The sequence below is a fragment of the Gilvibacter sediminis genome (genome assembly GCF_028561565.1).
GTDB classification, from domain to species: domain Bacteria; phylum Bacteroidota; class Bacteroidia; order Flavobacteriales; family Flavobacteriaceae; genus Gilvibacter; species Gilvibacter sediminis.
This window is the reverse complement of sequence record NZ_JAQQTE010000022.1, coordinates 27885-48609: the sequence shown is the minus strand read 5'-3', so window position 1 is coordinate 48609 and position 20725 is coordinate 27885. Positions and strand designations below refer to the sequence as shown.

General features: G+C 44.4%; 18 protein-coding genes. 4 read left to right on the top strand and 14 right to left on the bottom strand.

All coding sequences use genetic code 11. From position 1 onward, the window contains the following. Positions 1-2: 2 nt before the first annotated feature. The 12 genes from ftsY to POW22_RS12345 all read right to left on the bottom strand — a co-directional run bounded on the left by ftsY (position 3) and on the right by POW22_RS12345 (position 10648). Positions 3-962: a signal recognition particle-docking protein FtsY gene (gene ftsY, locus POW22_RS12400; RefSeq protein WP_272833026.1), complete on the bottom strand. Its 960-nt coding sequence runs from the start codon at positions 960-962 to the stop codon at positions 3-5. Positions 963-1067: 105 nt separating this feature from the next. Further along, entirely contained in the window at positions 1068-1217 is a 150-nt protein-coding gene (locus POW22_RS12395; RefSeq protein WP_272833025.1) for a DUF4295 domain-containing protein, read from the bottom strand. 33 nt (positions 1218-1250) lie between these two features. Then, complete coding sequence (rpmG, locus tag POW22_RS12390) at positions 1251-1433, bottom strand: 50S ribosomal protein L33 (protein WP_087523039.1); 183 nt, start codon at positions 1431-1433, stop codon at positions 1251-1253. Positions 1434-1452: 19 nt separating this feature from the next. Next, the gene (rpmB, locus tag POW22_RS12385) at positions 1453-1692 is read right to left on the bottom strand and encodes a 50S ribosomal protein L28 (RefSeq protein WP_272833024.1); all 240 of its coding nucleotides are present in this window, start codon (positions 1690-1692) and stop codon (positions 1453-1455) included. A 123-nt stretch (positions 1693-1815) separates the two neighbouring features. Continuing rightward, a complete protein-coding gene (locus tag POW22_RS12380) occupies positions 1816-3078 on the bottom strand; it encodes a competence/damage-inducible protein A (RefSeq protein ID WP_272833022.1) in 1263 nt (420 codons plus the stop codon). Next, positions 3079-3420, bottom strand: a complete 342-nt coding sequence (locus tag POW22_RS12375; RefSeq protein WP_272833021.1) for an Hpt domain-containing protein — start codon at positions 3418-3420, stop codon at positions 3079-3081. It lies immediately after the preceding gene. Next, positions 3421-4032 carry a fumarylacetoacetate hydrolase family protein gene (locus tag POW22_RS12370; protein ID WP_272833020.1) on the bottom strand — a complete coding sequence of 204 codons (612 nt, stop codon included), beginning with the start codon at positions 4030-4032 and terminating at the stop codon, positions 3421-3423. It lies immediately after the preceding gene. 3 nt (positions 4033-4035) lie between these two features. After that, on the bottom strand, positions 4036-4812 hold the full coding sequence (locus POW22_RS12365; protein WP_272833019.1) for a 3'-5' exonuclease: 777 nt from the start codon (positions 4810-4812) through the stop codon (positions 4036-4038). An 84-nt stretch (positions 4813-4896) separates the two neighbouring features. Then, positions 4897-6216, bottom strand: a complete 1320-nt coding sequence (locus POW22_RS12360; RefSeq protein WP_272833017.1) for a dihydrolipoamide acetyltransferase family protein — start codon at positions 6214-6216, stop codon at positions 4897-4899. 84 nt (positions 6217-6300) lie between these two features. Next, on the bottom strand, positions 6301-7431 hold the full coding sequence (locus POW22_RS12355; protein ID WP_272833016.1) for a glycosyltransferase family 2 protein: 1131 nt from the start codon (positions 7429-7431) through the stop codon (positions 6301-6303). Next, entirely contained in the window at positions 7428-8054 is a 627-nt protein-coding gene (gene recR / locus POW22_RS12350) for a recombination mediator RecR (RefSeq protein ID WP_272833015.1), read from the bottom strand. The genes POW22_RS12355 and recR overlap by 4 nt, the downstream gene beginning before the upstream one ends. A 77-nt stretch (positions 8055-8131) precedes the next feature. Continuing rightward, positions 8132-10648: a T9SS type A sorting domain-containing protein gene (locus tag POW22_RS12345; RefSeq protein ID WP_272833014.1), complete on the bottom strand. Its 2517-nt coding sequence runs from the start codon at positions 10646-10648 to the stop codon at positions 8132-8134. A gap of 77 nt (positions 10649-10725) precedes the next feature. Between POW22_RS12345 and POW22_RS12340 the strand changes: the two genes are divergently transcribed. After that, positions 10726-12228, top strand: coding sequence for a sodium:solute symporter (locus POW22_RS12340; protein WP_272833013.1), 1503 nt, complete (start codon positions 10726-10728; stop codon positions 12226-12228). Here the strand turns inward: POW22_RS12340 and POW22_RS12335 are convergent. Then, positions 12160-12531 carry a CoA-binding protein gene (locus POW22_RS12335; protein ID WP_272833012.1) on the bottom strand — a complete coding sequence of 124 codons (372 nt, stop codon included), beginning with the start codon at positions 12529-12531 and terminating at the stop codon, positions 12160-12162. The two genes, POW22_RS12340 and POW22_RS12335, sit on opposite strands and share 69 nt — an antisense overlap. Positions 12532-12879: 348 nt before the next feature. Between POW22_RS12335 and POW22_RS12330 the strand changes: the two genes are divergently transcribed. Further along, positions 12880-15321: a TonB-dependent receptor gene (locus tag POW22_RS12330; protein WP_272833011.1), complete on the top strand. Its 2442-nt coding sequence runs from the start codon at positions 12880-12882 to the stop codon at positions 15319-15321. Positions 15322-15566: 245 nt separating this feature from the next. Further along, the gene (locus tag POW22_RS12325) at positions 15567-17060 is read left to right on the top strand and encodes a Kelch repeat-containing protein (RefSeq protein ID WP_272833010.1); all 1494 of its coding nucleotides are present in this window, start codon (positions 15567-15569) and stop codon (positions 17058-17060) included. A 50-nt stretch (positions 17061-17110) separates the two neighbouring features. Here POW22_RS12325 and POW22_RS12320 read toward each other — a convergent pair whose 3' ends face one another. Continuing rightward, positions 17111-18121, bottom strand: a complete 1011-nt coding sequence (locus tag POW22_RS12320) for a 3-oxoacyl-ACP synthase III family protein (RefSeq protein WP_272833009.1) — start codon at positions 18119-18121, stop codon at positions 17111-17113. 139 nt (positions 18122-18260) lie between these two features. Between POW22_RS12320 and POW22_RS12315 the strand changes: the two genes are divergently transcribed. Then, positions 18261-20717 carry a S9 family peptidase gene (locus POW22_RS12315; RefSeq protein ID WP_272833008.1) on the top strand — a complete coding sequence of 819 codons (2457 nt, stop codon included), beginning with the start codon at positions 18261-18263 and terminating at the stop codon, positions 20715-20717. Positions 20718-20725 lie beyond the last annotated feature (8 nt).

The window sequence follows — 20725 nt, the reverse complement described above, 5'->3', positions numbered from 1 at the left end:
GCTTATTGCTTGAAGAATGAATCCACAAATTCCAAACGGTCAAAGATCTGAAGGTCTTCAATCCCTTCTCCAACCCCGATATATTTTACAGGTACTTGCAACTGATCACTGATCCCTATGACAACACCACCTTTGGCAGTTCCGTCAAGTTTTGTAATGGCCAGAGCCGTTACCTCTGTAGCTGCGGAGAATTGCTTTGCCTGTTCAAAGGCATTCTGTCCGGTAGATCCGTCAAGGACCAAAAGCACCTCATGTGGAGCACCAGGAACTACCTTTTGCATCACGCGCTTGATCTTGGTCAGCTCGTTCATCAAGTTGACTTTGTTGTGCAATCTACCCGCGGTATCGATGATCACCACATCGGCTCCATTGGCTTTTCCGTTCTCCACAGAATCATAAGCCACAGAAGCAGGGTCGCTTCCCATATTTTGTTTTACGATTGGCACATCCACGCGGTCTGCCCAGATCTGTAATTGATCAATAGCCGCTGCTCTAAAAGTATCCGCAGCTCCTAAAACCACCGATTTTCCAGCAGCTTTATATTGACTGGCTAGCTTCCCGATGGTGGTTGTTTTACCCACACCGTTTACGCCAACTACCATGATCACGTAGGGCTTCTCTTCAGAGTCCAAGCCGAACGGATCGTTTTTTTGGTCGTCATGAGTCTCTGAAAGTAAACCAGCAATCTCTTCTCTAAGGATCTGGTTCAGCTCATCAGTACCCAAGTATTTATCTTTGGCCACGCGGGCCTCAATGCGGTCTATAATTTTCAATGTAGTGTTGACACCTACATCAGATCGAACCAAAACCTCTTCCAGCTCGTCCAGGACATCATCATCAACTTTAGATTTCCCAGCGACAGCCTTTGAGAGTTTGTCAAAAAAGCTGGCTTTGGACTTTTCCAGTCCTTTATCCAGATTTTCCTTTTTTTCTTTGGTAAATATTTTCTTGAAAAAGCTCATGAATGCTTCTGATTATTGACTTTAAGCGCTAGCAAAGATACAAAAAACAAAGGGCCGTCTTTTTGAAAAAGACAGCCCTGAATATCGTTACGCTAAAAGCGCTGATTACTTCTTTAACCAGTCGTTTACGGCGTCTGGAGCCATGATAGACTCAACAAAGGTGTAAGCTCCAGTCTTAGGAGACTTTACCATTTTTACCGCTTTGGTCAATCGCTTTGATCCGGTCTGTAAGGATGCTACTGATTTCTTTGCCATAATTATTGTTTTAAGGTGCCAGCGGCTCCGTGCTTACTTAATTTCTTTGTGAACAGTCATGCGCTTTAAGATCGGGTTGAATTTTTTCAACTCAATACGATCTGGCGTGTTCTTTTTATTCTTGGTAGTGATGTAACGAGAAGTTCCAGGCATACCTGACTCCTTGTGCTCTGTGCACTCCAAAATAACCTGTACTCTGTTTCCTTTCTTTGCCATGGTTAGAGACCTTTAGGTGTTATTTTTCAAGAAATCCTTTTTCGCGGGCTTCTTTAAGCACAGCAGAGATTCCTCGCTTATTAATATCTTTCAAAGCAGAAGTAGAGATCTTAAGTGTAATCCACTTATCCTCTTCTGGGATGTAAAAACGCTTTTTGATCAAGTTTACATCAAACTTGCGTTTTGTTCTGTTCAAGGCGTGAGAAACGTTATTCCCTACCATTGCTTTCTTTCCAGTAAGCTCACAAACTCTTGACATCGGTGCTTTCCTTTAAAATGTTATTTTTAAACAGGGTGCAAATTTAGAAAAATTAAATCTCCTGAGCAAAAGAGAATTCAGTGTTTTTTAAGAAAGTTTCTCTTTTTTTTCTTCGAACGAGGTTTACTGCTCCGTAACAGTAGCTTTGACGAGTTGCTTTCTGAGCAGCTCCAAGGCCTTATTAGTGGCTCTTTGAATCACCTTTTCGCGGTTCTTTCCAAAACGATGTTCTTCTGTCACAACGCCCTCAGGACCAGCAATTCCGATGAATACGGTTCCCACAGGAGCTGCGCTGTCTCCCAAAGAAGGACCGGCATTTCCTGTAGTGCTTATGGCGTAATCGCTGCCAAATAACTCCCGCACTTGTGTAGCCATAGCTGCTGCTACCTCAGCACTAACTACGCTGTGATCATCAATGATCTCTTGCGATACACCTAAGAGCTTTACCTTCATTTGTGTTTCATAAGGCGTAATTCCACCTTTAAAATAAGCCGAAGCTCCAGAACGTGAAATAAAGGTTTGCGCAATGCGTCCACCAGTGCAGCTTTCCGCTATACTTAAAGTTTTACCGCCCTCAATGAGCAGTTTAGCTACAGACTCTTCTATTGCCCCGTCTTCCTCGAACCCAACAAAGATGTGCTCTACCATAGGCATCAAAGTTTTGATCTGCGCCTCAACGGCTGCAATAACTTCTTGCTGATCGCTTCCTTTGGCAGATAAACGCAGACGTACGCGCCCTAAAGAAGGCAAATAGGCCAGTTTAATGTTGGCAGGCAAAGCGTCTTCCCAGGCCTCTATCCTATCGGCAATGGTGCTTTCACCCTCACCATAGGTCAATAAAGTCTTGTGGTAAATAAATGGTCTATCAAAGGTCTGCTGTAGTTTGGGCAAAACGGAATCCTGCATCAAGCCTTTCATTTCATAAGGAACGCCAGGCAAGGAAATAAAAACAGCCTCATCTTGCTGCATCCACATGCCGGGAGCGGTTCCGTGTTGGTTGGGAAGTATAACCGCTTTAGATGGCACCATGGCCTGGGTTAGGTTCGCCGGCAATGGCTTGCGCTTCACATAGGTCGCAAAAAGCTCGTGGATCTGTTTAACTACCTCCGCATTCTCAATCAGGTGATCATCAAAGAATTCACAGAAGGTCTGTTTGGTAATATCGTCTTTGGTAGGACCCAATCCACCGGTCACAATAACTACTTGAGAACGCTCTTTAGCTTTGGCTAAGGCGTCTAATATGTGCTCACGTTCATCTTGGACGGAAGTGATCTGATACACCTGAACTCCAATCTTATTGAGTTCCGTAGCGATGTAGGCAGAATTAGTATCTACAATCTGTCCAATAAGGATCTCATCGCCTATGGTGATGATCTCTGCTTGCATCTAAATATTGAAATCGGCTTTTAGTTCGTCAAATACGGTATTGAGAATACCGCTTACCTTGTCTAAGATTTCTTCTACTGCCGATACAGGCTGAGACGCTTTGGTCCAAGCCTCAATGGCGCGAATGTCTTCAACCACTTCAATACCGAACATTTCTAAATTCGGCTTCATTTTGTGGGCGAACTGATAGGCCAGTTCTTTATTATTCACAGCAATAGCTTCTTCTAAAGCTCGAAGATCAGTAGGTATCTCCTCTAAGAAGGTTTGAGCCACAACGGCTTTAAATTCGTCATCTCCGCCAGCAAGGGCATCAAGACTTTCGGGGGAATAGTGCTTGTTCATTTATTTTACTTTTATCTCGAATGCTGGTTGGTCTTCCAAAAATCCAGCCAAACGATCATTTGGGGCTACTGGACCGACGCCAGCAGGAGTGCCGGTAAATATAATATCTCCGATCTTCAAAGTAAAATATTTAGATACATATTCGATGATCTCATCGATCTTCCAAAGCATCAAAGAGGTATTTCCGTCTTGAACCAGCTCATCATTGCGCAATAAACTAAAATTCAGATTGTTTAGATCACCAAATTGGTTTTTATCAAACCACTTACCAATAACGGCCGATCCGTCAAAGGCTTTGGCCTTTTCCCAAGGCAATCCCTTCTCTTTCACTTGCGTCTGAATGTCGCGCGCTGTAAAGTCGATCCCCAATCCGATCTCATCAAAATATTTATGGGCAAATTTTTTGTCAATGTGCTTCCCGATGCGGTTGATTTTGATCAATACTTCCACCTCGTGATGCACTTCCTCGGTAAATTCAGGAATGATAAAAGGATTCTTCTTGAGCAAGATGGAGGTGTCTGGCTTCATGAACACTACCGGATGCTCCGGACGTTCATTAGCGAGCTCCTCGATGTGTTTGGTGTAGTTTCTACCGATACAGATGATCTTCATGACCTAAAGCAATTTATTGTTGAATCGATTGAGTTTGATGCGGGTAAGCACTTTTTTGGTGTAAAGCGGAAAGTCTGCATTGAGCAACCAGCCAAAATAGCCCGGTTCCTTGTCCAAGACATCTTCTACTAAAGTGCCCTTGTATTTTCCAAAGGTGAAGATCTCTCGACCTTCTTTGTCATAACCCACAAAACCAGCAAAGTCTGCAAAGTTCTTATGGGAAGAGAATTCCGCCAGGTGCTTCACATCGTTCTCCAATCCTTCATAACGATCCAATTGCGCCAATAAGACCTCATAAGTAGCATTGGTGTCCGCCTCTGCGGAGTGGGCATCTTCTAGATTTTTACCACAGTAAAACTGGTAAGCCGCCCCTAAGGTGCGCTTTTCCATTTTGTGGAAGATGGTTTGGACATCTACGGACTGGGCTTTTTTCAAGTCCAGATCTATCTCAGCGCGCAACAATTCCTCCGCTAATAAAGGAATATCAAAACGGTTGGAGTTAAACCCACCAAGATCACTGTCTTTAAGCAAGGCCATGACCTTAGGCGCCAGTTCTTTAAAACTAGGCTCATTGGCAACCATCTCATCTGTGATGCCGTGGATATCTGCAGCTTGTTTAGGAATAGGCACGCCCGGATTAACCTTCCAGGTGTGGCTTTCTTTATTGCCGTTAGGAAATACTTTTAAAATGGAGATCTCTACGATTCGGTCTTGAGCCACGTTGGTTCCCGTGGTCTCCAAATCAAAGAAACAAATGGGTTTATTAAGGTTTAGCTGCATTGGGAAATATTATCCCACAAAGTTACTTATAATTTGAGGGAAACACCCACTAAAACCAAACAGAATCGGCCTTGAAGAAATGGATTAAATCTCGCGATTAGTATCCCAAGCTTCTAGGTACTCGGCTACGCGCTTGACAAACATTCCACCCAACGCCCCGTTGACCACGCGGTGATCATAGGAGTGCGACAAGAACATTTTATGACGAATGCCAATAAAGTCACCCTCTGGTGTCTCAATAACTGCAGGTACTTTACGAATAGCACCCAAAGCCAAGATTCCCACTTGTGGTTGGTTGATGATTGGAGTTCCCATAACACTTCCAAAGGTACCTACGTTGGTTACTGTGTACGTCCCGTCTTGGATCTCGTCTGGCTTTAAGGCGTTGTTACGCGCACGTCCTGCAAGGTCGTTAACTGCTTTGGTCATACCCACCAAATTGAGTTGATCTGCGTTTTTGATCACAGGAACGATCAAATTGCCATCAGGCAGGGCCGCAGCCATACCCAGGTTTACGTTTTTCTTTTTGATGATGCGATCTCCATCTACCTGAATGTTCATCATCGGGAAGTCGCGCAAGGCCTTGGCAACTGCCTCCATAAAGATCGGCGTAAAGGTGATCTTCTCTCCTTCACGAGCCTCAAAAGACTTCTTAACCTTGTTTCTCCAGTTCCAGATGTTGGTCACATCTACCTCAACAAATGATTGTACGTGTGCAGAAGTTTCCACACTGGCACGCATGTGATGCGCGATGAGTTTGCCCATACGGGTCATTTCAATAACCTCATCTTCTCCATTTACAGAAACAGGCGCAGCTTTAGCGGCTGGCTTCTTCTCTGCAGGAGCAGCAGCCGGAGCTGCAGGTTTTGCCGCTGGAGTCGCAGCAGCAGTTCCACGGCTTTTTAGGTAAGCCATGATATCGTTCTTGGTCACGCGACCTTCCAATCCAGAACCTGGAATAGCATCCAATTCTGATTGAGAAATACCTTCTGTTTGTGCAATATTCTTCACCAATGGCGAGTAGAATCGATCTCCATCATTGCTGATCTGAGCAGGAGCCACAACGGCTTGAGCAGTGGTTACGGTCTCTTCTACTGCAGCAGCCTCTGCAGGGGCAGCAGTTTCTTGAGCAGGTTCCGGAGTGCTCGCAGGAGCGTCATCTCCATCAACTTCAATAATAGCGATGGTCTGCCCAACTTGAATCACGGCATCTACCTCGAAAAGTTTTTCCACTAAAACTCCGTCCACTTCACTGGGAACCTCAGAATCGACCTTATCGGTGGCGATCTCCAACACAGGCTCATCGGCCTCAATGGTATCTCCGACCTCTTTAAGCCAAGCGGTCAATGTAGCTTCTGCTACACTCTCTCCCATTTTCGGGAGCTTTAATTCAAACTTTGCCATATTCTCAAAAAATAGAGTTGAAAGGTGTATTGCGTTGCAAAATTAATCAAAAAAGCGGGCTGTCACTAAATAGTTTGCAATATTTTACCATTGCACAACCTCCCCTTTTTGGTCGCTATAATCACTTCCGATGATAAAATTAGTGCGTTTAGGATGTATTCTAAAACGATTCCCAGAATTTTTTAATTCCTGCATCAGTCTGATAATCTGTTGGTAATCCATATACGATGTATCCATAACCAACAAAGACTGCATTATAGCCCCATCAAAAGCTCTGGACTTAGACAAGCTGCTCAAATTTTCAAATTCAGGCAAGCCCTCGAGTTTTTCTCGCAAAGCAAACTGCTCCGAAAGTAAGTAGCGTTGTTTTACGGGAAGTACCTTCGGTTTTTTAGTTCGATGACTCCAAGCCGCTATATGCTTCAAGATCCACAACCCAGCCTTTAAAAGACCTTCAACCAATGCGCTTGAAGGAAAATGCTTTTTGTAAAAGATCTCCATAGCCCCGTAGAATCGGTCCCAATAGGCTTTATCCTTAGCTGTACTTTCTCCTTTATAATGGATCATGGAAGTACCACCATAATAGTAGTTGACGTAGCCTGCCTTGGTAAAACTATAGGACAGATCAATATCCTCACCGTACATAAAATAGGTCTCGTCCAATCCGCCAACTTCATAATATCGTTCTTTGAGAAATAGCATAAACGCTCCGACCAGGACTCCAACTGAGCCCTCCCCATCTTCATCAATGTCATTTTGATAATAACCGCGTCCTCCACCCAAACCGATCACCTTTTTAAGCGCGGCAGAGATCAAGGGAAGCTTGCGCTTGGATTCGGGAAGAAATGAGCCCGTACCGTCTATCATCTTGATCCCAAGAGCACCTAGGTTTTCTATGGACTGAGCCTTTTCTAATGCTTTTCTTAGCGTTTGCTCTCCCAGAATGGTATCGGGATTCAACAAGCAAACGTATTGTCCTTTCGTCTCAGCAATACCCAAATTATTTCCAGCACTGAAGCCGTCGTTATTGGGACTGGCGATAAGCTTAACCTGTGGGAACTTTTCACGCACCATGGCTACAGATCCATCAACAGAGGCATTATCTACCACAATGATCTCAGCGTCCATACCCGAAGTTGCTTTTACAACACTGTATAGACAATGCTCCAAAAAGTACTGGACATTGTAGTTTAAGATGACAACCGACAGGGTCACGAGCCGCTATTTTTTAACGAAGATTCAAACGGAATACGCTGCAGTATGCTGCGCCCCAAAGTGACTTGATCCGCGTATTCCAATTCATCACCTACCGAGATGCCTCGGGCGATGGTCGTCGTTGTAACTCCGTAAGGTGCGAGCTGTTTGTAGATAAAGAAATTGGTGGTATCTCCTTCCATGGTGGAGCTCATGGCGAAGATCACTTCTTTGACAATACCGTCGGCCACTTTTTGTACCAAGGATTCAATCTGAAGGTCTCCAGGCCCGATCCCTTCCATTGGAGAGATCTTTCCGCCAAGCACGTGATATTTCCCGCGGAACTGCGCCGTGTGCTCTATGGCCATCACGTCTCGAATATCCTCCACCACACAAACCAAACTGTCATCGCGATTGGGATTGGAACAAATATCGCAGCGCGGACTGTCTGAGATATTATGGCAATTCTCACAAAATTGGATCTGACTGCGGAGCGCTGTTAGGCTCTCTGCCAGTCGGAGGGTTTGCCCCTGCGGCTGCTTGAGCAAATGCAATACTAAACGCAGCGCCGTGCGCTTACCAATACCTGGTAAGAGCGATACTTCGTCTACAGCTTCTGCCAATAATTTTGAAGAGAAATCCACAGCCCTAAAGATAAAAAAGCTCCGAGAAACCCAACGGCCTCTCGGAGCAATTTATTTATGATTTAAATGATTCGGTCTTAGTTGACAATCAACTTTTTCACGATCATTCGTCCCTCGCTAGAAATTCTCACAAAGTGAACTCCGCTGTTCAAACGAGCAATATTCAAATTGTAAGCACCTTGTACGTTGATGTCCTTTTGGTTGATTAACAGACGTCCGTTAATATCAAATACCTCAATATCAACTTCGCTGCTTGTTGGCCAGTTGATAGTCACCTCATCACGCGCAGGGTTTGGATATAGCGTCACCAAGTTCTCAAAAGTGTTGTCTGCCACGTTCAGTGGGTTATCATACACTGGAGACGACCATACTCCACGTCCGTAAGTAGCCGCGTAGATACGATCATTCACATTGTTGATCTCCAATTCGCTCACACGTACGTGAGGCATATTGGTGTCATATACTTGCCAGTCAGAGAAAGTGTCATCAATGTAGAACAATCCGTAGTTCATTCCTACGTAAAGTCCGTTTACAGAAGTATCATCCCATACTACAGAAAGCGCAGCAAAGTTCGGAAGGTTCTTCTTGTAGTTCTGCCAAGTCACACCTCCATCAGTAGTAACATAAACCTTCGCGCTTCCGTAAGTGGTCGCTACCGCTATTCGGTTTGGATCTGTTGGGTGAATAGCAATATCATTGATACTACCTATAGTCCCCGTTACGGTGCTCCAAGGAGTCGCGCCACCATCTTCAGTTTTGTAAAGAACTGTCACTCTTGAGGCCCACATAATATCACTATTACCAGGAGTGATCTTTAAATTGTCCAAATTCCCTGGGAAGGTCTGAGAGATCGCAGTCCAAGATCCACCAGAGTTGGTAGACTTGTTCACACGATTGTATCCTACGTAAATCGTATTGGTTACATTAGGATCCTGCTCAAATGGAGAAACCCAGTTTCCACCTCCTGGTGAAGGCTCGTTTAGGTTGAAGTAAGTCACACCACCAGTAGTAGAGCGGTACAATTGACCTCCTTGTGTTGTTCCGTAAAGGAAATTGTTGTTGTCTTTATCAACAAATCCTTCCATTCCATCGGCTCCTAGCCAATCGCGCCATTCTCCGGCGGTTGTGTAAACAGAAGAACCGTTGTCTTGAGAACCACCAGTGATGATCACAGGATCACTCTGAGAGATTCCAATTTTATAGAATTGACGAATACCCAAACCAAATGAAAGGTCCGTCCAGAAAGTCTGAGACATGGTTGCTTGTGGATCTTCAGCGATAAACAAACCGCCGTCTGTACCAGCAAACACTTTATCTCCTACGTATTCAAGGATATCCACATCAGCGTGGCAGTATCCTACGTTAAAGGAGCTTGACTCAAATAAAGCCCATCCTGAAGTACATTCAAAATCAGCACCTCCATTGAAGGAACGCCAAACCAAAATTCCAGCGATCAATACCTCATCAGCATCTGTTGGGCTCACGGTGATGTCCATATCACGTGGCGCCTGACCTGCTGTATCTGATCCGAATACACTGTATCCGAAGTAGTTGGTTGATCCGTGTGGAAGGTTGGAGAAGGTTGCTCCGTCATCATCAGATCTGAAGAATCCACCAAAACGGTTTCCATTAGATTGAACAACGTATACTCTTGAAGGATCTGCAGGAGTTACCCCGATCATTGTTGGGTTAAAGGTAAATCCACCACTGATAGTGCTAAAAGAAGCTCCACCGTCTGTAGACTTGTAGAAACGGTTACCTGAAGCGTAAACCACAGAAGGGTCACCAGGTTTGAATTCTACGTCATATCCACGGCTAGCCGCTGGAATCACGTCTGCCCAAGTTGCTCCACCGTCCAAGGAACGATAAATACCTTGGTTTTGCACTGAAGCAAACATAATGTTAGAATCTGTAGGGTGAATCAAGATCTTGTTCACGATAGAGCCTCCACCAGCAACACCTTGCTGAGCCCAAGTAGCTCCGCCGTCGGTAGACTTGTAGATCAATCCTGAGTAAGATCCAATAAAATACGTTTGAGAATCTTGTGGATCCATAGTCACTGAATACACATCCAAATTCACAAAATAATCAGTCAATGGAATCCAATTCGCTCCACCGTTAAGGGTCTTCCAAACTCCACCGGTTGGTGAACCGATCACAATGTGATCGTTATCTGTTGGATCGACAGCAAAACCAGTCACACGACCAATTCCTGGGTTCCACCCTTGGTAATCGTCCCAAGTGGTAGGCCCTTCTTCCACCCAGTTTCCTGTTCCGCCACTAGCAGAACGCGCAGATGGATTGTCATTTAAATACGCCTCAAAGCGTTGAAGTTCTTCGATGTACTCGGTCTCTTGCGTTAGGTAACCCTCGTCATTTTGCAAACGCAATGCTTGATACTCCCAACGCTTGAACTGCTTATAACCAGTTCCGCGTCCGGTTCCCACTTCATCAAAATGGGCTTTCGCACTGTTTTGGATTTCTGCAATGGTAAAGGTTCCAGCCTCGATCATGTCGAGATACTCCTGAGCCTGTACTGTAGATGTGCCCCACCCGACGATTGCGAATGCAGCAAGTAGTAGTAGTTTTTTCATGGTTGATTTTTTTGAAGACTTTCAAATATACGAATCGAAATTTGGATTTGTTATACATTTTAAACAAGTTAGCGCTCATGAACCCTACCCACATCCTTCTATTAATTGCCGGTTACTTTGGAATTTTGATTCTCATCTCCTTTTTAACCAACAAGGGCGGCAGCAATGCAGACTTCTTTAAAGCCAGTAATAAATCGCCTTGGTACGTGGTAGCCTTTGGCATGATAGGCGCCAGTTTAAGCGGGGTTACGTTCATTTCCGTACCCGGACAAGTCGCTGCTTCACAGTTCAGTTATTTTCAAGTGGTGTTGGGTTACACTGTGGGTTATGCTGTCATTGGTATGATCTTAATGCCTCTGTATTACCGCTTAAATTTGACCTCAATTTACGGCTATTTAAAAGTGAGATTTGGGGAAAAATCCTATAAAACGGGAGCCTCTTTTTTTCTGCTTTCGCGAATAGTTGGCGCGAGCTTTAGACTTTACTTAGTGGCGAACGTACTCCAATACTTAGTTTTTGACAAGATGCCTTTCATGGGCGGAACCGGAGTTCCTTTTGCGGTTACCGTGGCCATCACCATACTGCTGATCTGGCTGTACACCTTTAAAAGTGGTATTAAAACCATTGTCTGGACAGATACCTTGCAAACCTTATTCATGTTAGTTGCGGTGGGAGTTGCCATCTACATCATCTCTGCGGATATGGGCTTGTCTTTAGGCGGACTCACCAACACCATTGCAGAAAGTGAGCTTTCTAAAATGTTCTTTTTTGATGATTGGAAATCGGGTCAGCATTTTATCAAGCAATTCATAAGCGGCGCTTTTATTGCCATTGTGATGACTGGATTGGATCAAGACATGATGCAAAAAAACCTCACCTGTAAAAATATCGGCGATGCCCAAAAGAATATGTTCTGGTTTACCGTGGTACTTACCGTGGTGAACTTTATCTTCTTAGTGCTGGGATTACTGCTTACCATTTATGCGCAAAACAACGGTATTGATGCCGTAAGGGATCAACTCTTCCCAACCGTGGCTGTTGAATCTGGCTTGGGTATTGGTATCGCGGGGCTCTTTATGTTAGGGCTTATCGCGGCGGCTTATTCCAGCGCAGACAGTGCGCTCACCTCGCTGACCACTAGTTTTAGTATTGACATACTAAACATTGAAGAGAACAAATCAGAATCCGAAGCTAAAAAGATTCGCAAACGCGTTCACGTGGCCATGTCCTTCGTGTTATTGCTGGTTATAATCGGCTTTAAATACCTCATTGCAGATCAAAGTGTGATCACCAAACTACTCACCTATGCCGGCTATACCTACGGGCCATTATTGGGACTGTACGCCTTTGGTTTGTTCTCCAATTGGAAGGTAAAAGATCATTTGGTCCCAATTATTGCTGTACTCACTCCCTTTTTGGGCTATGCCATTAGCTGGGCATCTGCGACCTATTTGAATTTTGAGTGGGGATTCTTTATTCTGATCCTAAACGGAGCCTTGACCTTATTGGGCTTAATACTGATTCGTACTGAGAAGGACGAGCGTACAGGCACGGTCGGCCAGAATGCCGTGAGCGCGTAATTTATTTTCAAACTCGAGATTTGCTGTACCCGGGTTAAAGATCACTCTTCTGGGTTTTAAGCCGATGATATAATCGTAGTACTGTTGTTGTCGCTGCGGATTCAAATAGAGGGTTACCGTATCAATGCCTTCAAAGGACAACAAGGTGGTTTCAATTGGAATACCCGCGACTGTTCCTGCTCTAAGCCCAATAGCCACAACCGGCTGCTTGTGAGCTACCAAACGCTCAATGGCATAATAGGAATAACGATTGGATTTTAAACTGGCTCCGAGCACCAAGGTTTTATTCTTCTTTGTTTCCATAATTTTTTAAAGCCTTAAGGCCTCTTTCAAATTTAACATAAAACAACGTTAAAATTGAATTTATCTGTAACACCTGCGGTTCTACTCCGTCTATAGAGTAGAAATATTTCTTTCTTACTGCTACAATTTTTTACGTTGATGGTTAGTGTTAATTATTGCAGTAAGGTCTCAGACCCGGTCTTTCTCAAGACCGGGTTTGTTCTTTTATGACCCTTCTATATAAGAAATGTTAAAATGAATTTTTCTTGTAACAAGAATTAATCTCAGCAGTCTTATTGACATAACTTTTTCTGGCGAAGGCCTGCTGGAAAAGGTTGTATTATTCATCATCAATCAAACAATCGAAAAATGAAACAGTTAGCAGTATGGCTATTGCTATGCCTACCCCTTTTTGCCTATTCCGAACCTAATCCAGACACAGAAAAGATTGGAACTATTAGCGGAGTAGTTTACGATAAGAACCTTCAAGAACCTATCCCTTACGTGACCGTGGCCATAATGGACATGAACAATCAAGTGATCACTGGGGGCATCACCGATGATAATGGACAATTTGAGATCAAAGACATTCCCGTAGGGAACGTCAAGGTCGATATCCAATATATAGGCTACAAGAATTACATCAAACAAGTGGAGATCTCCAGAGCCAACCGCAAGGTTGATCTGGGCCGAGTGGACTTGGAAGAAGATGTGGAATCCCTAGATGAAGTTGTCGTTACCGCAGAGCGCACCACCATCGAGCAGAAGCTCGATAGGAAGGTGATCACTGTGGGTAGAGACCTCACTACGGCAGGCCCGACGGCTTCAGACATTATGAACAACTTGCCTTCTGTAAGTGTGGACCAACAAACCGGTGCTATTGCCTTACGCGGAAACCAAAACGTACAAGTAATGGTAGACGGCAAATTGACCAATGTACCTGCAGCGCAGTTATTGCGACAGATCCCATCAACCTCTATTGAGAAAATTGAGCTGATCACCAATCCATCTGCGAAGTACAATCCAGAAGGAATGAGTGGTATCATCAATATCGTATTGAAGAAGAACGCTTTGGTCGGTTTCAATGGTGACATCAATGTAGGTTTGACCTATCAGCGTCAGGCTAAATTCAACACCGGAGTCAACCTCAACTACAGAAACGGAAAGTTCAACCTTTACGGAAGTTACGGAGGGAATTACGCCAAGAATGAGAACTTCGGTAATATTTTTAGACCGAATGACAATTCCGATCAGCAGTTCAACTTTCTAGACAACAACAAATCCAACCTCTTTAAAGTAGGTGTGGATGTGTATTTGAATGAAAAGAATACCCTATCCTTCTTCACCAATCAGAACTTATTTGACGGTGGTGTGGATGGAACTACAAATATCTTTTTCTTGGACGACCCGAGTTTGGATCAGAGTCAACTCTTTGACAACGCCATTGACAATATGAGTCAGCAGTATAACTTCAACTATAAATTGGATTTTGCTAAAGAAGGTCACAATATTGAATTGGAAGCCGACTTCAACGATTTTGAAAGTGATGAGGATGCGAATTTCCGCTTCCGCGGCAACAGCCCAACAGAAGATTATATGGACTTTGTAGATACCGAGCGAAGCCGTTTGACGGTAAACTTGGACTACACCAATCCTTTGAGCGAAAGCATGAAATTGGAGGCTGGACTGCAAGCCCGGCTGTTCAATACAGACATCGATTACAGTTCTACGGGACAGACCTTGAACGCCAACGGCGATCTGATCGATACGCCGAGCACGGTCTTTGAATACTCTCGAGATATTTATTCCGCTTACGTAAGTCTTGGAAAGAACTACGAAAAATGGAGCTGGCAGCTCGGTGCACGCGCAGAAACTGTTGAGGTTCGCGCAGACACCAACAGCGTAAGAGCTTTCACCAATGATTATGTGCAGCTGTATCCTTCTGCTTTTGTGACCTATTCTCCTTCTGAGAAGAATCAGTTCCAGGTAAGCTACAGCCGTCGTGTGGACCGTCCGGGTGTAGGGCAAGTAAACCCGATCCGTGAATGGAGCACCCCGCTGATCTCCTCTTTTGGTAATACCACCTTGGAGCCTCAGTTCACCAACTCTTTTGAGACGAACTATACGCGTAATATTGGAAAAGGTTCTATTACCGCGGGTGTGTTTTATAGAATCATTGAGGACGAGATCAACCGAGCAGTTTTCATTGACCGCACGGACGTTAACAAAGTGATCTTAACCTTTGACAACTTTAGTAATACCACGGCCTATGGATTTGAGGTTTCTAGTAATTACCGCCCAACAAAATGGTGGAACTTCAACGCGAGTTTTGATCTGTTCTCCCAACAACAAAAAGGGATCACTGAGCAAATTGACAGCAGTATTGAAAACCCAACAGCAGCCAATATTGAGACCAACACCGTAGAGGTGACCAACACGGCCTATAACTTTAGAATGATCAACAACTTTAAGGTGACCAAAACCGTGACCTTTACGGCCTTTGGAATGTATCGTGGAAAGAACAAGAACATTCAGTTTGAGGTAGATCCTATGGTCATGGTAAACCTCGGAGCTCGAGTTTCACTTTGGGACGGACAAGGTACCTTCAGCTTAAACTATAACGACATCTTTAACAGCATGCGCTTTAAGTTTGTGGGAGACAATCCATTCTTGCAACAAGGGCAATTCAACTGGGAAAGCAATACGGTCTTTGTAGGTCTTAACTACCGCTTTGGAGGTGGAAAATACCGTGCAAAGTCACGTAAAAGACGTGATAATGACGAGAAAGAAGGCAGCGGAGGGATCTTCTAACTGCCTGATTCTGTTATAAAAACGTTAAACTCATAAATCAAATGAAACATTGGCACCGTTTATGAGTCTATTATAATACTCACTAGCAAGGTTTATAATTTATTTGAATTAGCCATTTAAGTATTAGAACCCGTGAAGCAAAAATAGAAACGCCCTCTTTGGAGGGCGTTTTTTTTACCCTGTACTGGTTATTGAGTTCAAGCCTCGCTTGCCGTTCCTTTGGCTTGAATCAAAACCTTATAATTATGATTTTTAAATCTTATTCAATCCGAATACTCGTTTTACTATTTGCGGGTGTTCTTTTTGTCGGTTGTTCTTCTGATGATGACAATCAAGACGATCCTACCGACGACACCACCGGAGGCACAGATGACGATGGTGGTTCTACAGATGATGATCTGGAAGTAGCCCGACAAGCCTCGCTAGATGTCTTGAACGGCGGCGACACCATCACTTGGAAAATTGCAACTGCGTTTTTAGAGACCGCTAGTGGAAATCTAGAACTGACCGGAAACTTTAACATCGAGGACGATGAGTTTATTTTCTCCGGTACAAACTTGGAATGGCGACCTGCCAACGACGTTCGCACCGATGCGACTACGGCAGATGAAACCTTGAGGGATTATTACCGATCTCCCATTGAAACCTCCATTACGTTTGAACCGGAAAGCAGCTCTGAGCTTACTGCCCTTGACGGTAGAATTTCATTCAGCATTGCAGACGATGGCAGCCTGAGTGCGGTCATTAGACCTTTGCCAAAAGGCGATGGAGACTTGCTGCTCACCTTGACTCAGAAAACCGAAGCAGATTATGCAGCTCCTCCGGCCGCTGGTCTAAACTTCACTTTTGACGTGACTTTACTGGCTCCAGGATATATGGGTGATGGAAACGGTGGACTCATAGGCTCTTACAGCGAGAACAGCCTGTTTTTAGTGCATCGTGACGATACGCAGAGTGACGGTACCTCAAACCCAGAGCGTATTTTGAAGTACAATTTCACCGACGGTACCCAAACCGAGAATCTTTTTTTTCAATCGGATTTCGTGACCAAGCGCCTCAATATCATAGACGATCAACTTATCGCTTTTGGGGGGCAGTTCGCGAATACTTATGATATTGCCTTAGGTGCGGATCCGGTAAGTTCTTTCAATCACGGTTTGGTTTTAACCCGATTTGGCCTTGCCGTACAAGACGACAACGCTTTTATTGTTGGGACTGATTTCACGGCGACTGCAAATTCCAATGTGACGCGTTACAATTACTTGACCGATGCCTTAGAAGTGTTGGGAACCTTGCCTGCGGCTCGTTTCCACGCAGGTACAGAATTGATCAATAACAAACTGTACGTCTTTGGAGGTCGTGATGACTTCTCTGGCGAAATAGCCTTTACAGAAAGCTTCATTTACGATGTTGATACAGGAGGAACTTCAACTTTTGATCTGCCAGAACCTGCATTCAATACCTATGCAGCCCGCGTAGAGAATTTGATCTATGTCGCTTATGAGACGCGCGTTGAGGCCGGTGAACCCGGAACCTTTGATGACGATAGAAACATCAACTTTGGTGTGTATGACACCTTAGATGGTAGTTTTACCGTCTTAGCAGACAACCTTGAGGATAGCGATGAGCGAAGCACCATTCACGCCATCACCATTTTTAACGGAAAACTATACGTTGTTTACGGCAATCCTATAACGGATGAGAATGACGTTCAGATTTATTCGGCCCCTATTGAATAAGACCTAACTTATGTTAAGAAGCGCAATTTCCTTAGGAGGTTGCGCTTTTTTTATGCCCATCGAATTATGGCACTACCCCATGTAAATCCACTACCAAAGGCAGCCAAGACCACAAGATCTCCAGATTTTATCTTACCGGCTTCCCAGGCTTCGGTGAGTGCAATTGGAATGGAAGCAGCAGTAGTGTTTCCGTATTTTTGAATATTGTTAAAGACCTGTTCGTCTGCAAGCCCAAATTTCTTTTGAATGAATTGAGAGATACGCAAATTAGCCTGATGCGGGATCAGCATAGCGATATCATCAACGCCGAGTCCATTCGCCTTCAAGCCTTCTTGGATCACCTCAGAAAAACGAACAACAGCATTTTTAAAAACAAATTGGCCATTCATATACGGGAAGTACGGAATGTCTTCCTGCGGATTCTCTTCTAGGATCTGCGGCACCCAGTAACCCGTGCTCGGGCCTTGCAATGCCAATTCATCCTTGTGCTTTCCTTCTGAATGTAGGTGTGTGGAAAGGATTCCTCCTGTTCCCGTTTCATTTCTAGATACAACAGCAGCTCCGGCGCCATCGCCAAAGATCACAGAGACGCCACGTCCACGTGTGGTCATGTCCAAACCACCGCTGTGGTTCTCACTACCAATCACGAGCACATTTTTATACATCCCGGTTTTGATGTACTGATCTGCCGTAGAAAGCGCATAGACAAAGCCGCTACATTGATTGCGAACATCTAATGCCGGCACCGTTCCAATTCCCAATTGATCCTGTACTTGAACTCCGCCTCCCGGGAAATACATATCCGGACTCAAAGTGGCAAAGATGATCAGTTCTATATCATTGGGGTCTATTCCAGCACGTTCAATAGCAATACGAGCTGCTTTAGTTCCCATAATACTGGTAGTGTTTCCATCACCAGGAAGAATGTGTCGGCGTTCTTTGATACCGGTGCGTTCTTGGATCCAGGCATCATTGGTGTCCATTACTTTAGAAAGGTCGTCATTGGTTACCACATGCTCAGGAACGTAGAAACCCAAGCCGGAGATTCGTGATGTATACATAAATGAAAATTAGTGGGCAAAGATACGGCTATTCGCGTTGAGACCCCAATATCAAGCACTTAACTACTATGCATGCATAAGAAGTTTTAACATCGCTTTAGATAAATTTTGAAGTACCTTTTTGGGAAAATTCACAACCATGCAAAATAAACTCTTTCTACTGTTCTTATTGCTGAGCTTTAGCTGGGCTCAAGCACAAGAAAACCTAGAATACCAACAACCACCACAAGAAATTTTAGATCTCGTTGACGCGCCCTTAGCGCCTGCGGTACAAATTGATTCCAAAGGAGAATTTGCCGTACTGATCTACAGAGATGCCTTTAAAAGCATTGCAGAGCTCTCTGCACCAGAAATGCGTTTGGGTGGTCTTAGGATCAATCCAAAGACTAACATAGGCAGTCGCACCACTTTCTACAATAACCTAAAAGTTAAGCGCACAGAAGATGCCGACGCTACTCAGGTTAGCGGTTTACCTAATAATCCGCGCTTGAGTGGTTTTAGTTGGTCTCCAGATGAAAGCAAAATCGCTTGTTTGAATACTACAGATCAAGGTGTTGAAGTGTGGGTCTTAGATATTGCCGCTGCTAAGGTGACCAAATTGACCGACGCTGGCGTCAATGCCAATATGGGTGGAGCCATTCGGTGGTTCAAAGAAGGAGATGCCCTTTTAGTGAAAATGCTCCCTAAAAACAGAAAACCACTTATTGATGTGGCTGAGGCCGTTCCCACGGGACCGACTATTTCTGTAAGCGATGGGGCCAAGGCGCAGAACAGAACCTATCAGGATCTGCTTAAGAACCCCAATGATGAACACAATTTTGAGCAATTGGCCATCTCTGAAATAAAAAAGGTGAACTTAAATGGACAAGTAAGCAACTTTTTGCCTGCGGCGATGTATCGCGGAATGAGTTTATCTCCGGATGGAAAATACATCAAGATCACCAAGATTAAAAAGCCATTCTCATACATAGTGCCTTACAGCCGTTTCCCTTATGACGAGACCGTTTACACTACCGATGGAAACTTTGTGGCTACCGTAAATGACGTACCGCTAAACGAAGTACAACCCAAAGGATTCATGGCGACACGCAAAGGCAAGCGCAACCTAAACTGGCGTGCCGACAAACCAAATACGCTCTATTGGGCAGAAGCCCAAGACGAGGGAGACCCTGCCATCGAGGTTCCTTATCGCGACTATGTATATCAGTTGGCTGCTCCTTTTACGGGAAGCAAAGAAATGGTGACCAAGACAATCAACCGCTTTAGCGGCATTAGCTGGGGAGATGACCAAACGGCCGTACTTTATGACTACTGGTGGAATACCCGAAACACCAAGACGTATTTGTTCAATCCGTCTAAACCCAATATGGACCCTAAAGTGATCACAGACAGAAACTATCAGGATCAATACAGTGATCCCGGTCAGTTTGTGATGAGCAAGAACGAAATGGGCTGGAATACCTTGGTCATTGACAAAGGCAGTCTCTATTTGATGGGTGCCGGATACACTGCAGAAGGACAATTCCCCTTTGTGGATCAAATGGATCTTGCCTCACAAAAGACCAAGCGACTGTATCAGTCTGAATACACCGACAGATTGGAGAATCTGTACTCTGCCATCGATATGAAAAAAGGAGAGATCTTGGTGCGTATTGAAGGACAAACGGAATATCCTAATTACTACATCAGAAACATTAAAAAGAAGAATTCACTAAGACCTTTGACTTCCTTTGAGAATCCGTTTAAAAGCTTACAAGGCGTTCACAAAGAAGTGATCACCTATAAACGTGATGACGGCTTAGATCTGGAAGGAACTCTTTACTTACCTATTGGTTATGACAAGGACAAAAAGGAGAAAATGCCAATGATCCTTTGGGCTTATCCAAGAGAATACAAGGACAAAAGCAGCGCTTCTCAAAGCACCACCAACCCCAATGAGTTCATTTATCCGTACTACGGTTCTCCTATTTATTGGGTGACTCGTGGTTATGTGGTTTTGGATGACGCGGCCTTCCCAATTGTGGGTGAAGGTGATCAAGAGCCTAACGACACTTTTAGACCGCAATTAGTAGCCAATGCCAAAGCAGCTATCGATGCCGTTGACGCCATGGGTTATATTGACAGAACTCGTGTGGGTGTAGGCGGACACAGTTACGGTGCCTTTATGGTGGCGAATTTGTTGAGCCATTCTGATCTATTTGCCGCTGGAATTGCGCGTTCTGGAGCGTATAACAGAACCTTAACGCCATTTGGCTTCCAAAGCGAACAACGCAGCTACTGGGATTCTCCAGAGACCTATTACACTATGTCTCCGTTCATGCATGCCGATAAAATGAAAACACCACTCCTATTAGTACACGGAGAGGCCGACAACAACTCGGGAACCTATCCACTGCAGAGCGAGCGCTACTTTAACGCCTTGAAAGGACTGGGAGCAACAGCACGTTTGGTGATGCTTCCTAAAGAATCTCATGGCTATCGCGCGAAGGAAAGTATCATGCACCTGCTTTGGGAGCAAGACACTTGGTTAGAGACCTATGTGAAAAATAGAAAGTCTCAGGAACTCAACACGAGCTCCGAGAGTTTTAAGAATTAAGTAAGGTT